The sequence below is a fragment of the Enterobacter sp. C4G1 genome (assembly GCF_052886895.1).
The window spans coordinates 920604-933979 of record NZ_JBQVVV010000002.1; the positions used below are offsets into that span (position 1 = coordinate 920604).

16 protein-coding genes are annotated in these 13376 nt (G+C 45.4%); 5 read left to right on the forward strand and 11 right to left on the reverse strand.

What is annotated here, in order from left to right:
* Window positions 1-8 precede the first annotated feature (8 nt).
* The gene (locus ACT9TW_RS18405) at window positions 9-1673 is read right to left on the reverse strand and encodes a DUF4435 domain-containing protein (RefSeq protein ID WP_446493312.1); all 1665 of its coding nucleotides are present in this window, start codon (window positions 1671-1673) and stop codon (window positions 9-11) included.
* Between the two features lie 390 nt (window positions 1674-2063).
* On the opposite strand from ACT9TW_RS18405, the gene ACT9TW_RS18410 reads away from it, so the two are divergent.
* Window positions 2064-3677 (forward strand): hypothetical protein, encoded by a 1614-nt coding sequence (locus ACT9TW_RS18410; RefSeq protein ID WP_446493313.1) that lies wholly within the window; start codon window positions 2064-2066, stop codon window positions 3675-3677.
* Window positions 3678-3719: 42 nt separating this feature from the next.
* Here the strand turns inward: ACT9TW_RS18410 and ACT9TW_RS18415 are convergent, their stop codons facing one another.
* The 6 genes from ACT9TW_RS18415 to ACT9TW_RS18440 form a co-directional block, all read right to left on the reverse strand.
* Window positions 3720-5996, reverse strand: a complete 2277-nt coding sequence (locus ACT9TW_RS18415) for a replication endonuclease (RefSeq protein ID WP_446493314.1) — start codon at window positions 5994-5996, stop codon at window positions 3720-3722.
* Window positions 5986-6261: a DUF5405 family protein gene (locus ACT9TW_RS18420; RefSeq protein WP_446493315.1), complete on the reverse strand. Its 276-nt coding sequence runs from the start codon at window positions 6259-6261 to the stop codon at window positions 5986-5988. The genes ACT9TW_RS18415 and ACT9TW_RS18420 overlap by 11 nt, the downstream gene beginning before the upstream one ends.
* A 22-nt stretch (window positions 6262-6283) precedes the next feature.
* Window positions 6284-6502 carry a DUF2732 family protein gene (locus tag ACT9TW_RS18425; protein WP_159109623.1) on the reverse strand — a complete coding sequence of 73 codons (219 nt, stop codon included), beginning with the start codon at window positions 6500-6502 and terminating at the stop codon, window positions 6284-6286.
* A 66-nt stretch (window positions 6503-6568) separates the two neighbouring features.
* The gene (locus ACT9TW_RS18430; RefSeq protein ID WP_446493316.1) at window positions 6569-7069 is read right to left on the reverse strand and encodes a replication protein B; all 501 of its coding nucleotides are present in this window, start codon (window positions 7067-7069) and stop codon (window positions 6569-6571) included.
* The gene (locus ACT9TW_RS18435) at window positions 7066-7239 is read right to left on the reverse strand and encodes a hypothetical protein (RefSeq protein WP_446493317.1); all 174 of its coding nucleotides are present in this window, start codon (window positions 7237-7239) and stop codon (window positions 7066-7068) included. The genes ACT9TW_RS18430 and ACT9TW_RS18435 overlap by 4 nt, the downstream gene beginning before the upstream one ends.
* Window positions 7236-7511: a regulatory phage cox family protein gene (locus ACT9TW_RS18440; RefSeq protein WP_047723235.1), complete on the reverse strand. Its 276-nt coding sequence runs from the start codon at window positions 7509-7511 to the stop codon at window positions 7236-7238. The genes ACT9TW_RS18435 and ACT9TW_RS18440 overlap by 4 nt, the downstream gene beginning before the upstream one ends.
* A gap of 135 nt (window positions 7512-7646) precedes the next feature.
* On the opposite strand from ACT9TW_RS18440, the gene ACT9TW_RS18445 reads away from it, so the two are divergent.
* From ACT9TW_RS18445 to catA, 3 genes are all read left to right on the forward strand, one after another.
* Window positions 7647-7943 (forward strand): helix-turn-helix domain-containing protein, encoded by a 297-nt coding sequence (locus ACT9TW_RS18445; protein ID WP_103949582.1) that lies wholly within the window; start codon window positions 7647-7649, stop codon window positions 7941-7943.
* Window positions 7944-8039: 96 nt separating this feature from the next.
* A complete protein-coding gene (locus ACT9TW_RS18450; protein ID WP_446493318.1) occupies window positions 8040-9050 on the forward strand; it encodes a phage integrase in 1011 nt (336 codons plus the stop codon).
* Between the two features lie 454 nt (window positions 9051-9504).
* Entirely contained in the window at window positions 9505-10182 is a 678-nt protein-coding gene (gene catA / locus ACT9TW_RS18455) for a type A chloramphenicol O-acetyltransferase (RefSeq protein WP_446493319.1), read from the forward strand.
* 39 nt (window positions 10183-10221) lie between these two features.
* Here the strand turns inward: catA and leuE are convergent, their stop codons facing one another.
* From leuE to ACT9TW_RS18475, 4 genes are all read right to left on the reverse strand, one after another.
* Entirely contained in the window at window positions 10222-10857 is a 636-nt protein-coding gene (gene leuE, locus ACT9TW_RS18460; protein WP_182061332.1) for a leucine efflux protein LeuE, read from the reverse strand.
* A gap of 70 nt (window positions 10858-10927) precedes the next feature.
* On the reverse strand, window positions 10928-11338 hold the full coding sequence (locus ACT9TW_RS18465; RefSeq protein WP_446493320.1) for an Exc2 family lipoprotein: 411 nt from the start codon (window positions 11336-11338) through the stop codon (window positions 10928-10930).
* An 11-nt stretch (window positions 11339-11349) separates the two neighbouring features.
* Window positions 11350-11478, reverse strand: a complete 129-nt coding sequence (locus tag ACT9TW_RS18470) for a KPN_01571 family protein (protein ID WP_210434728.1) — start codon at window positions 11476-11478, stop codon at window positions 11350-11352.
* A gap of 117 nt (window positions 11479-11595) precedes the next feature.
* Window positions 11596-11769, reverse strand: a complete 174-nt coding sequence (locus tag ACT9TW_RS18475) for a YciY family protein (RefSeq protein WP_182061334.1) — start codon at window positions 11767-11769, stop codon at window positions 11596-11598.
* Window positions 11770-11912: 143 nt separating this feature from the next.
* Here ACT9TW_RS18475 and cls point away from each other — a divergent pair, with 143 nt between their 5' ends.
* Window positions 11913-13373, forward strand: a complete 1461-nt coding sequence (gene cls / locus ACT9TW_RS18480) for a cardiolipin synthase (RefSeq protein WP_446493321.1) — start codon at window positions 11913-11915, stop codon at window positions 13371-13373.
* The last annotated feature ends 3 nt before the right edge of the window (window positions 13374-13376 follow it).

Here is a 13376-nt window from a genome sequence, read left to right on the forward strand (position 1 = left end):
GCGCTACCTCAGTTTATTGAAGGTAAGAATTCGGATAGCTCTTGATGAACATCGATCAAAGAACGACGAATCATTTCTCTGAGCTTATCCAAATAAGTTGCGTCAATTCCTTTTATATCGAAAAGAAAGCTTATACTGCCTAGTAATTCTTTTTTATTGTATACTTTCAATATTCCAATGTAGTCTTCATTCTCAATGAGAAGTTCAGCCTCTTTTTTTGCTTGGATATAAATATCTTTAGGGTCTAAACTTTTGATGTATTCTTGATAATAGAACTGCAATGTGTCAGGGTCTTTAGTGTCAGAACTGAATCTACCGAAGTGAATTGTTATCATATGCTTGGCAATATTCATTGCGTGTTCTTCTATATCGCTTCTAAAACGATTTATGACATATTCCCGAACCTTTTTTAAGGTTTCATCTTTATTTAAAAGCAGCCTTTCCGCGACGGCCTTTATTAACTGCGGAGTGATGAATAAATTTTCAACCTCTGCGACTTTAAGAGCGTAAATTCCATTTTTTTCGTATGCGGTTATTTGCCCTTCAATTAGATAGTCGCGATCAATGATTCCGTTACATTCTAATTGATGTAATGGATGAAGTCTCCTGAATGCTTTAGTTGCCAATATGACATTGGAACAGCCTCCAACAGGTTTTACAAAAAATTTAGGATATGTAAGTTTGAATATTTCTGAATCTTTGGAGCCTTCATCCCCTTCAATAAACAATACTGGCTTTCTGCTCCCGATTAATTCCAAAAGCATTGCTTCGGGAAGACCTTCGTTGTCAGGAATTATTTCCCAATCAAAGCCTTTGCCATCGAACCCTTTCATGAATATTTGTTTAGCACCCTCTCTGGATGCTGCAAAATCAAGATCATGAGTAAGATAAACGAATGCGCAATCATTCCTATTAATTTCAAGGAGTTGCCAAAGCTTAGCCTGAATTCCTTTGTGAAGATGTATTTCAGGCTCATCGACTATTATTATAGATTTTTGTGCTGCACATAAAACTTGCCCGATCAAGTAAAATATTACGCGTTCTCCATCGCTCATGTTTGTTGCATTATATGAATCATTAGAAGAATCATTAGAAGAATTGCTAGAACGTAACTTTACCTCGCTAGCATTAAAATACATTTTTCTGTGTGGTAACAACTCCTCCCAAATTTCTTTCAAAATTCTAATTTTTGTTTTTTCAATTATAACTGGATTATTATTGGAATAATATTCCTCTTCACTTCTTTGAAGATTTGCAAAGCTTTCGGAGAGAAGTAATGTCAAAAGATCTCGATAGTCATTAACTGGTGAGGTTACCGAGTCAATTATAGTGCCACCATATTTCCTTTGCAGTTTCAAACTATCTTTGTTGTTTTCGAACGTGTTAATGTCCCAATTTGACGGCACTTGCGCCCATAGAAATGCTTGAGTTGCAGCATCAAGCCCGATTGGGCTTGAGTCTTTCGGAAAAACTAAAGATCTTTGTGCTGCAACTCTATGAACAATGTTTTTTTGTGGACCTTGCATCTCAAGCCATGCACCAAGTCTACTCTTCCCTGAACCATTCGCACCGACTATCACGAAACTATTAAAAGAAAACAATTCCTCCTCTTGATTTGATTCTCCCTTAGGAATGATTAATTTCTTCGGTTCAAGTGTTATTTCGTTTGTCATAGATAGTTTGCCCAATAATTAAATTACACAAATGTCTAGTGGAAAGCGTCATGCCAGAAGAAGTTATGGCACATGGAGCATGGAGCATGGAGCATGGAGCATGGAGCATGGAGCATGGAGCATGGAGCATGGAGCATGGAGCATGGAGCATGGAGCATATTCTCAACTCTTTCACCTTTTGACAATACTTTGATCCTTGCGCGCAATGCTTTCCCCGCCTCGCCTGCGCGCTTAACGGGTCGCTTTTAATGCATGTGCATTACCATCTCCAACCCGCACCAGCCCTGGAGCCTTTGAACAAAAAAGATCTTTGGAAATAAATGCATTATCATGCAAAGTGAACATACACAATAGAAACTTGTGATCTCAATAAATCTAGAAGGAAATAATATGCAGATCCAAAAAGGGACAGTCTGGCATACCTACACAACTCAATCACCAACATATGATAACGCTGAGGAAACTGCATCGAAGTTAATCGAAACGGGTATGTTTTTGGCGATACTAACTCCTGATAACACTTTTAAATGCCTTTCAGGTAGTAAAGTGTTATCGACAAAGTTATCAATGAAATTTGAGAATAACGGACATGGATTGATAGTCGATGGAGCCCAACATTTAGGTGATTCCGGGGTATGCAATTTAACAGCTAATGCGTTTTACAATTGCATCAACTTGAGACTTTCAGAAAACAAACTTTTTTATATTACCGAGCAACCATATTGCGATAACATTATATGCTGCCAAAAACCTTTTTCAATTAAGACTGATGAAGATGAATTTCTTTTATTTCCAATAATAAGATTATATCAAAATGGAATATCACACATAACTTTCATTGATGAGGAACGACATGATAATGAACTGAGCTTTTTTATAGACTCGAAAATTAACCTCCCATTCAAAGCCAGCAATTCAATTATTTCCAGCTTTGAGTATACAAGCAAATCAATGGAGCTTGACTATTGCTCAATGAATTTTTTCCGCAGAATGGCATCCAAGAAATTATTGTCTGCGCAACTTAGAGATTTGGAAATGAAATCTCAAGAGATATCTGATGATGATTTAATAATCAATGGGAGATACATAGACTATGCAAAAGAGTTCGAGATACAAAATACGCTAAGTGATATTGCTAGAACTACGGTCGCAGTAATACATAATACACTTAAAAGAAAGACGCTAAAGGATGTTATATTTGGCAACGAAACAACAGATTTTTATCATGGATGGCAAGGCAAGCCTAACATTTATATATTTAGCCACGACAATCAAAAAAGCAATGCTTTAAAAAATGAAAAGTATAACAAAAAATTAATTTCGTCTTTATTAGGCAAAAGCACTTTTTTCATAGATGAAAAGGGCAAACAGAGCCACTTTGACTTCAGAGCATTTAATGACTTTAACTATTATTCAGAGCAAGGGGTCACACTTACATTATGCTCAAAAAAAATATCTTATGAAAACTTCCCTGAAACTTACACAGAATCAAATCTCATATGGGACAACCAAGTAAAAAGCGACCTAAGAGATTACATATCCTTTTTTTACGAGTCTAAAATCGAACAAATAAAAAACGAAAGCAACCATATTAGCCTTGCCACCATTCAAGAAGAAATCATTCAGTTCGAAGAATGGTTAAGAGTCTTCTCAAAAAAATATGGCGAAATTCAAGAATTAATATTCAAAAATGTAAAATCAAATGATTTAGAATTAGCAAGAAAAAACCTTGCCAAAATGTTAACATCCAGAATGCATGTAATAAAATTGAAAGATGCAAGCAAAAGCGAATCTAGCAACAGAAACATCACAATAGCATTTGGGTTAGTAGCATCAACATCTTTATCCCCTGTAATAATAAAACCGCTCTTTGAAAGATTAGGTCTCACTAAGATAATAAGCAACTATAAACTAGAGAACTACTCAGAGACAATTTATTACATTTTCGCCGTTACTCTTGTGTTAGTTTTACTATGGCTTGTAAATAAATTTAACAAAAAATAATCTTATCCCTCCCCTGCAATTATAGGCGGGAGGGATAAAACATCATAAGCTGAAACTTGGCCACTCATCTGCAACAGCAAATTTAAATATCTCGCTTCCATACATAACTGTTGCACCGCGAGCCAGTACATGGAGTTCCCACCACTCTGGTGCAATACCTCGCATATACATTTCAATACGAATTTTCGGCAAAAGACCTCTTTCCGCTTTGGTCAGCCGACCAGATGGTGCCAGCTCACTTGTAATTAGCTGTGAATTACTTCTTTGCTGGCGCTTTTTACTTGGCTGGCCAGCTTTTAAAGCTTCTTTAAGCACTTTCACGACGTCTGGCTCATTCCAGCCGATAACCCCGCGCTCAATCAGATTTAACACCGCTGCGGCTTGCTCAGACGGAGTGGGGGTCATAACTGGATCGCCACCGCCGGTAGGCTTTCCACAGTTATTGACAGGACTCCGAGGCGCGGCAATGCCGCTTTTTAAAGTCAAAGGCTTAACGGCCAAAAGCTTTGGAACGATGCGCCATTCGGCTGTCCGGGTAACATGTACCAGCTCAGAGCCCAAGTGCGGAGCGTAGATTCCCATGACTCTCTCTATATCCTCTTCGTAGGCATTGACCTCGTCAGTCACGTTACGAGCCACGCGGACTGTCTGGCTATCACGTGGAACATTCGCCCCACCCTGCGCTGCGATATACAGGTCAAATTCACCTTCATCAGCTGCAGCTCTGGCCGCCTCGACACGCTCATCAAATTCATCAGCGATACTCACACCACGGGGCAGTTTGCGGAGCTCTCGGTATGCTCCCATCGTCGGCAGGCCAATAGATTTGAATTGCGGGATGCGCCATGTTGACGCCCATGCGGTTACAGCTGCTGCTGTATCAGTGAGAGGCTTGCCGGTGTCGTGATCCATCTGACCATCGAGCGCGTAACCATCGATATTCTTCGCAATGTACTTTGCGATGTAACCGGCCGCGCCACCTTGATTGAGGTGCTTCGCTTCAAAGCGCTGTGCTGCAGCGCCCTTTTCATCGCCATCCTCTTTTAAGGCATAACGACGCATGATTTCGGTGATGTGTTTCCGTTGCTCTGATTTGCAAAAAAGCATCATGTGCCAGTGCGGAGTTCCGTCATGATGCGGTTCAACTACACGCATCCCATAGACCTGCAGATCGTTATCTTTAAAAGCTGTGCGCATCAGGCTCCAGATTCGGCATAAATACCGCTGTCCATCCTTAGGCGTAAAGGCGGTTTCATTCCATCCGTGGTTAAGCTGCACCGTCTTTTTGTCGCCCTTTCCAACCTGACGTGTAGGGTGATACTTCGACGGCGTGGTGATGGTGATAAACATCCCGACGTCGCCCTGACCGGCCGCATAGCGCTCAATCCCTGCGATAGTATTCATCAGTTCCATACGACGGATTTCGGGGTTTGAAATACTTCCCATGACTTTGCTGATGAGATCGATGCGCTCACCGGTGACTTTGTTTTCCAGCTCGCACGACTTCAAGTATTCGAGATTAGCCTGACGGCGAGAATGCACATCGCGGATCGCCGTTTTACTGGCGTATGGGGAGCGGTCTTTGTTCACCTCACCGGCGGCAATCAGCAAGGCCTCGTGCCAGCGCATACGCTGCGCCTTAAACTGGTTAATCCACCATTCATCGTTAATCAGACGAGCGATAGCGGAAAATGCCTGGCGGATCGTGATTTGCCCTTTGCGGTATTTCTTCCAGAACATTGGGGTGATGTTGAATGCACGAGCTGCACCGGCAACATGACCATATAAGTGCGCCTGCGCTTCATCGGTGAAAAGGGTTTCTTTACCGCCGTGAGCATCTGCCCATGCGTCGCTAAGTTCCTCATAAGCGACATAGAGTTGCGAAGCGATACGGGCAGCAAATTTTTTGAGCGCTTTGTCACTCATTCCCGCTAAACGTGAATAGCTTTCGCGCTCGCTCAAAAAGAGAAGCGATGCAGTCTCGTTCATTCCGTTTAACTGGTTGACCCGCTCAAGACGCGGCCCCACTCTTTGCTCGACAGTGTTCTTGAGGAAATAGAAACCGTGAAGTGGGCTTTTAGTACGACGGATGAAGTCATACCGTGAGTTAAACAACGTTTTTAAGACATATGGCAGGCAATTAACTTTACCTAAAACGCCTTGCACCTGACGGAATTCGCCACGTGTAAGGGGTCTATCACGGCCAATTGCAGAGCGTGGAGCATTCCATGGGTAAGCACCGACGAAGGTATCGTCGGTGCGCTTCGAGAAAGGAGTTGGTGGCGAGGGGGCAATGCGCCCCCGAGGTTCACCGGCCATTAGGAGTGAAGGCGTCCAGACATTGCTTTGACACGCGCTCAATCTGAGTTTCAAGCGCTGAGAAACAAGCCGCGTCTCCCGTTAAAAGGTCATGCAAGGCAAGACCCGAAACGAGCTTAGAAATGGTCGGGTAGTAACCCACAACGTCCAACCATTCCTTACCTTCATTCTTCCCGGATGTAGCGGTCTTTTTTTCCTGCAATATGAATTGATAGCGGTCGCTGGTAATGACGTACTGGTTATTTATCTCAATGCGTATGCTCATTTTTTCTTCCTTTTAAAAGTGGTTAGCCAGCTCTACCGAAAATTGCGTTGTGTAACTTTTCCGACTCCTGACCTAATAACTCGATAATCTCGGTGCGATTAAGTTCTGACTTACTGATGTGCGCGATAAGCCCGTCAAACTGAGAAGAGAAACGGGTCGCCGTGTCGCGCTGTGCCTCGCTTACTGCCTGCGCCAGAAGTGCCGAATACATCCCCCGCTGCGCTGTATTTTGCTTTTGCATTTGCCTATCTCCGGACAAAAGGAGTCCCCACGCTGTAAGGCGCGTAATAAAACGAATCCAGATTAATTAATGTAAATACTGCTCAGGCTTTACCGAGGTTAAAATGGTTGGCGCGTACTCAAAAAGGCTGAACAACTCTCGCAAAGCGCGGAAAAGTTTGTCACGCCAATAACAGTCCTCCTCGTTCAAACGCCAGTGCGGCATCATAAATTCCTGCTCAGTCAGTCCCGCATGAAGAAACAGCGAACGCCTTTGGCTGACGGTCAGGCGGTTGATAAACGTTGATTTGGTGAAACCAATCTGACGGAATCGGGTGAATGCAAACCGCAACTCATCAAGCGCGCAAACAATACGCTCGCGATCGGCTTCTTCCATTTCCTCAAGGCGCAATACCGAATGGCGCTGTTTTAATTGCGCATGAAAACAGACGGTCAGCCGCTCGCGTTCCATCATCTGATTGTAGAAATCGCAAGTATCCTGCCAGCGAGGCTGAGCCAGATACTTGCAAACCAAACCGCGAAGCGCTGCCGGTTGTTTCTGGATCACATCAAGAGTCATAACGGTCATAACCACAGCCCTCTCTTTTTGACCAGCTGGCGAAGCTTCTCGATAACACCCTGCTTACGGGTTCGGATGATGATGCCCTTCTTGCCGCGACCATGAGTAATGGCGAAGTTAATCTGGTTAGGGCTTTCTCTACGAAGCAGTTGCGCAATACAGCGAGGTTCACTCTTCATACTGGTTCCCCTAATCCGAGCCACATCAGCCAACCGTCCCGAATTTCCTTCGGACGGCTGTCATAGGCCATCTTCATACCCTTGTTCCAGGCGGGCAGATACACCCAATATTCCCCTGCACGCCCACTCGTTGACTGCGGATCAGTCATCTCAACTACAGGCAGCTTGCCCTTCTCAATCATCCCTTTGACGGCAGCAGGCGTTTTGCCGATAAGACGCGCAAATTCCTGGTATGGGACAGCGTCGCTCGCACTATCAATGACCCTATTCATTTGTGACTATTCCTCGTTAGTGTTTTAATTGCTCCTAATGGCTTTAAATTGCCATATTGGAGCTATCAACTTGCGATAACGAACTAAAGATTACTCCGTTATCGTTTTTCTATCAATAGTGGAGTGTTAATTACGATGATACCCGTCAATGAGAAGCTAGCCATCATGCGTGAGTCAGAGCGTATGAATAGAAAAGAATTCAGTGACTTAACTGGCGTTCCATATAGCTCTCTTTCGAGTTACGAGAAGGGTGTAAAAGATATGGGCATACAGGCAGTGATGAAGATTTTGAACCATCCACAGTTTAAAAAATATACTATGTGGTTTATGACAGAGTCGATATCACCTGAAGCTGGGCAAATTGCACCGGCTCTCGCGCACTTTGGGCAGCAGACAACAACATCACCCCACTCAGACCAGAAAACTGGCTAACCATTTACGGCGCTTATTTGTGCAGTAAATGCACAGTGAGTTTTTGCTATTTAAATCAGGAAATTGAAGTACGCAGTAACATCATCGGGAGGCTTTATGTCTGTTAAAAAGCTCGATGATGGTCGATATGAAGTGGACATTAGACCGACCGGGCGTAACGGAAAACGCATCCGTCGGAAGTTCGACAAGAAAAGCGAGGCGATGGCTTTTGAAAAACATACTCAATATAACCATCACTCAAAGGAATGGCTTTCAAAACCCACGGACAAACGCCAACTGTCAGAACTGAAAGAGTTATGGTGGAAGCTGAAAGGTAAACACGAGGAACACGGTCAATCGTATCTCAAGAAAATTGAGCGTTTCGAAACGATGACCGGTAACCCATGCGCTTTCCAGATCACCAAGAGCCTGATAACGCAATATTGTGCTCAACGCCGGGGTGAAGGTATTAAGCCAACTACCATCAACCGCGACCTGATCACATTAGGTGGGATGTTTACTACCCTGATTGAGTCGGAAATGTATAACGGTGAGCATCCGTTTAGAGGGTTCAAAAAACTGAAAGAGCAGACTGCCGAAACGGGCTATCTCACTCTTGAGGAAATTGACGCCTTACTGGCAGCGCTGTCAGGAGACAATCGTAAAATTGCCGTCTTGTGTCTGAGTACCGGGGCTAGATGGGGAGAGGCTGCAAGGCTGAAAGCGGAGAACGTGATTCATAACCGGGTGTCTTTCGTTAAGACGAAAACCAACATACCGCGAACGGTTCCGATCTCTGACGACGTTGCGGCTTACATAGTCGGTAAAACAAGGGGCTTTCTGTTTGCTGAGGCCAGTTATGCTGAATTCAGGCGAATCCTCAAAGCGGTTAAACCAGATATACCGGCCGGGCAAGCGACACATGCGCTGCGACACTCTTTCGCCACGCACTTTATGATTAACGGGGGCAACATCATCACACTGCAGAGGATCTTAGGTCACACGAAAATTGCGCAGACAATGGTCTATGCGCACTTCGCTCCTCAGTACCTGCAGGACGCGATTTCGCTCAACCCGTTGAAGGGTGCTAATGGTGGTCCGAGTGTCCACAATGTGTCCACACCCTAGCCGCTTTTTATGGCTTTTGACTGCTAGTAGTAAAACTTGAAGCCTTGTCTGGCGCGGCTTTCCAGTTACGCCAGACATTAAAAAGGCTCCGGATGGAGCCTTTTATTTATGCGTTTCGGCCTGCCATGACACCGCCATCGACATCCCAGTTTGCTTTCTGGCGGGTGATGTAAAACCTCGCTCAGGCGATTTTTCACACATACGATTTTCGACGTCTGCCAGAGGCGGAAATTCTACGAAATTATCAATTCAGAAAAACACCTGTAGATAGCACAACCTACCTTTATTACCTTAAAAATTAAATAGTTAACATCCACTTCCCTACTGTATAAGGATGCGCTAATCTCACGATCGCGATTACGCCCCAAACGGCTCGCAGCCTGTAGGGTTACGTCATTCATGAGAAGAATTTAGGCTAACATTTGATGTGTTATTGCTAATAAAAGGGTAAGAAATGAAAAAAACAATCCCGGAATATATCCCTGTTGACTTATCTCGTTGGGCCAGGAAGGAACATTTTGAGGTATTTCAGGGCTTTGCTCAAAGTACTATTAACCAGACGGTGCTGATAGACATTACTGCCCTGCTAAAAAATATCAAAGAAGCCGGCTGGAAATTTTACCCTACGATGATTTTCCTTCTTTCTAAGATCGTAAACAGCCATACCGAATTCCGTATGGCGATGAAAAACAATGAGTTAGTTATCTGGAATGAAGTACATCCAAACTATACGATTTTCCATAATGAAACGGAGACCTTTTCATCATTATGGAGCCACTACGATGGCAATATTCATCACTTCCAGAACGTTTATTCAGAAGACGTCGCACGCTATGGTGATAATCTTGCGTACTGGCCTAAGGAAGAGTCGCGGGAAAATATATTTTTCGTATCGGCGATTCCCTGGGTAACCTTTACCAGTTTTAATATCACCGTTGCGGACATGAAAAACTTTTTCGCCCCGATGTTCACGCTTGGTAAATACTACAATCAGGAAGGTAAAGTATTGTTGCCTGTCGCCCTTCAGATACACCATTCCGTGTGTGATGGTTTCCATATGGCAAGACTGTTCAATGAGTTACAAGAGTTGTGTGATGATTTGCCTGGTCAGTTAGTGGGACTTGATGGTTGATGTGGTAGAGGTTAAAAAGGCTCCCTCAGGAGCCTCATCTCAGTGCAGCGATGCAAGTCGCGCGGCAAATCCTACAAACAGCAGCCCTATCAGTCCATTACCCAGCTTCGCCAGTTTCTTCTTGGTTTTCAGGTAGCGAGTGACAAACGCTCCAGAGAAAATCAGGAAACTCATGTAGGTAAAGCTGATCAGCTCAAGCGTGGTGGCGAGGATCAGGAAAGAGGTCCCGGTATTTTCCGCACGCACATCAATGAACTGCACAAAGAATGACACATAAAACAGGATGGCTTTCGGGTTCGTCAGGCTTAACACCAGAGAACGCTTCATGATCATACTTGCTGGTTCAGCAACCGCATCATGGGCATTGTTCTTGCGGGTGATAACCGACCACAACATTTTGCCGCCAAGCCACAGCAAATAGAATGCGCCTAAATAACGCACAATATTAAATAACACAGGTGTGGTCTGAATTAACGCAGCGACCCCTGCCCATGCCAGAAACATCAATACGGCATCACCAATAAAGACACCGGTCGCGGCCAGATATCCTTTTTTGACGCCATGACCAATGCCTGTTTTCAGCACAAACAGTGTGTTTGGCCCTGGAACCAGGACAATAAAAAATGCGCCTACCACATAGGTCCAGAAATTAAGCACACCAAACTCCGCAAACACAGCTCCCTCCTTTTGCTATAAAACAAAGGAAATAGCGCTGCAACGGCGCTATTCCCGACAGTGAATCGGCTTATTGTACGCCGTTAAAGCCATCAAGATAAGTCGCGGCTAATTCGTTACCAAACAACAGGGCATCTTTCTGGTCCATATCTGAAGACCATTGGTCATTCGAATTGCCCGAGAAAGATTGTTTTGTCACGGCACTTTTCTTTAGCTGATCGCGAATACTTTGCGCATACGCATTGGCCTCGGCTTCCGTGCGTCCGGCCGCGCGGTCGGCTTTGCCACTGGCGTAAATCTCGCGAAACTGCGGTACGTTCAGACGATAATTCACGGGTACGCTGGCAGCAAAATTCCCGCCAGTGAAACTCGATTTATGTGAGACGAAATAATACGCATGTCGTTCCGGTGCTGTTTTTGTACTGGCACACCCGCTCAACACAGCAACGCTTAAAATAGCAGCAACAACTTTTCCGTTCATCCCTTGATCCCTTAGTAAAACCACTGTGACACCCAGGCAAATATAAAATCTGCCAAAGAGGAAAATGACGACAGCCCTAAATTTTCTCTGAGCGCATCCAGCGCAAAAAGCACAATAAATACCCAGAGGTATGGATTCATCTTTTATTTCATAATGTTAATCAGAGGCAGTATATCGCGGAATCACGTCGGGGGAGACTGCGAAAATTAATAGCCATTATATAAACATCGGGCACCTTAACGGTGCCCTCGTGGTTTTCAGAGTTCCGGGAACGCAAACAGTAACGCGTTACGGTGTTTGCTTAACCCACATTTTCTGATGGCGTGGATACGCATATTGCGGCGGGATTGTGCTTCCAGCCAACGAGCCTTACGACGACTCACCTGTCGCAACATGCGCCAGCGCCCTACTTCTGTTCTACTGCGCTTCATGTCTACAACTCTTTCTCTAACAGAAACGCCATTATAAACCCAACCCTGCGGCAAACCAGCCCTTTTATCTGCCGTTTTTATTTGCCAGATGAACCCTGATGCGTACACTCATAACAATACGCTTTCAAAAGGATTTTTTATTTATGACAACCTTCTACACCGTGGTGAGTTGGCTGGTCATTCTGGGATACTGGCTGGTCATCGCGGGGGTGACGTTACGCATCCTGATGAAGCGCAGAGCCGTACCCTCTGCCATGGCCTGGCTTTTGATTATCTATATCCTGCCTCTGGTCGGGATTATTGCATATCTGTCCTTCGGTGAACTTCATCTTGGTAAGCGTCGGGCGGAACGTGCACGCGCCATGTGGCCCTCTACGGCGAAATGGCTGAACGATCTTAAAGCCTGCAAACACATCTTTGCTGAGGACAACAGTAGCGTCGCCTCTTCACTGTTTAAGCTGTGTGAGCGCCGCCAGGGGATCGCCGGGGTAAAAGGCAACCAGCTTCAACTGCTGACCACTTCAGACGATGTGATGCAGGCGCTGATCCGCGATATCCAGCTGGCTCGTCATAATATCGAGATGGTGTTCTATATCTGGCAGCCAGGCGGAATGGCAGACCAGGTTGCAGAATCACTGATGGCGGCAGCGCGTCGCGGCATTCACTGCCGGCTGATGCTGGATTCCGCTGGCAGCGTGGCGTTTTTCCGCAGCCCGTGGGCCGCGATGATGCGCAACGCGGGCATCGAAGTGGTCGAGGCGCTGAAGGTTAATCTCCTGCGTGTATTTCTGCGCCGTATGGATCTGCGCCAGCACCGCAAAATGATCATGATTGATAACTATATTGCCTACACTGGCAGTATGAATATGGTAGATCCCCGCTTCTTCAAGCAGGATTCAGGCGTTGGACAATGGGTTGACCTGATGGCGCGTATGGAAGGCCCAATCGCCACCTCCATGGGGGTTGTCTATTCCTGTGACTGGGAAATCGAAACCGGGAAACGTATTCTTCCACCGCCGCCAGACGTCAACATCATGCCGTTTGAAGAGGCCAGTGGGCACACCATCCACACCATCGCCTCTGGCCCGGGTTTCCCGGAAGATCTTATTCACCAGGCACTCCTCACTGCAGCATATTCCGCCCGTGAGTACTTAATAATGACCACGCCTTACTTCGTCCCGAGCGATGACCTGCTGCACGCCATTTGTACCGCTGCGCAGCGAGGTGTGGATGTCAGCATCATTATGCCGCGTAAAAACGACTCGGTTCTGGTGGGCTGGGCAAGTCGCGCATTCTTTACAGAGCTGCTGGCCGCAGGGGTAAAAATCTATCAGTTTGAAGGCGGCCTTCTGCATACGAAAAGTGTGCTGGTCGACGGTGAATTAAGCCTGGTCGGCACCGTTAATCTGGATATGCGCAGCCTGTGGCTAAACTTTGAAATTACGCTGGTGATTGACGATGCCGGTTTTGGTGGCGATCTGGCGGCCGTTCAGGATGACTATATTTCCCGTTCCCGCCTGCTGGATGCCAGACTGTGGCTGAAACGCCCGCTATGGCAGAGAATTGCTGAACGACTGTTTTACTTCTTTAGTCCGTTGCTGTAAAAC

Bases quoted from the DNA above. Each gene is read 5' to 3' on its own strand.
- ACT9TW_RS18405 (WP_446493312.1), bottom strand. From the start codon at position 1,673: ATGACAAACGAAATAACACTTGAACCGAAGAAATTAATCATTCCTAAG.
- ACT9TW_RS18410 (WP_446493313.1), top strand. From the start codon at position 2,064: ATGCAGATCCAAAAAGGGACAGTCTGGCATACCTACACAACTCAATCA.
- ACT9TW_RS18415 (WP_446493314.1), bottom strand. From the start codon at position 5,996: ATGGCCGGTGAACCTCGGGGGCGCATTGCCCCCTCGCCACCAACTCCT.
- ACT9TW_RS18420 (WP_446493315.1), bottom strand. From the start codon at position 6,261: ATGAGCATACGCATTGAGATAAATAACCAGTACGTCATTACCAGCGAC.
- ACT9TW_RS18425 (WP_159109623.1), bottom strand. From the start codon at position 6,502: ATGCAAAAGCAAAATACAGCGCAGCGGGGGATGTATTCGGCACTTCTG.
- ACT9TW_RS18430 (WP_446493316.1), bottom strand. From the start codon at position 7,069: ATGACCGTTATGACTCTTGATGTGATCCAGAAACAACCGGCAGCGCTT.
- ACT9TW_RS18435 (WP_446493317.1), bottom strand. From the start codon at position 7,239: ATGAAGAGTGAACCTCGCTGTATTGCGCAACTGCTTCGTAGAGAAAGC.
- ACT9TW_RS18440 (WP_047723235.1), bottom strand. From the start codon at position 7,511: ATGAATAGGGTCATTGATAGTGCGAGCGACGCTGTCCCATACCAGGAA.
- ACT9TW_RS18445 (WP_103949582.1), top strand. From the start codon at position 7,647: ATGATACCCGTCAATGAGAAGCTAGCCATCATGCGTGAGTCAGAGCGT.
- ACT9TW_RS18450 (WP_446493318.1), top strand. From the start codon at position 8,040: ATGTCTGTTAAAAAGCTCGATGATGGTCGATATGAAGTGGACATTAGA.
- catA (WP_446493319.1), top strand. From the start codon at position 9,505: ATGAAAAAAACAATCCCGGAATATATCCCTGTTGACTTATCTCGTTGG.
- ACT9TW_RS18465 (WP_446493320.1), bottom strand. From the start codon at position 11,338: ATGAACGGAAAAGTTGTTGCTGCTATTTTAAGCGTTGCTGTGTTGAGC.
- ACT9TW_RS18470 (WP_210434728.1), bottom strand. From the start codon at position 11,478: ATGAATCCATACCTCTGGGTATTTATTGTGCTTTTTGCGCTGGATGCG.
- ACT9TW_RS18475 (WP_182061334.1), bottom strand. From the start codon at position 11,769: ATGAAGCGCAGTAGAACAGAAGTAGGGCGCTGGCGCATGTTGCGACAG.
- cls (WP_446493321.1), top strand. From the start codon at position 11,913: ATGACAACCTTCTACACCGTGGTGAGTTGGCTGGTCATTCTGGGATAC.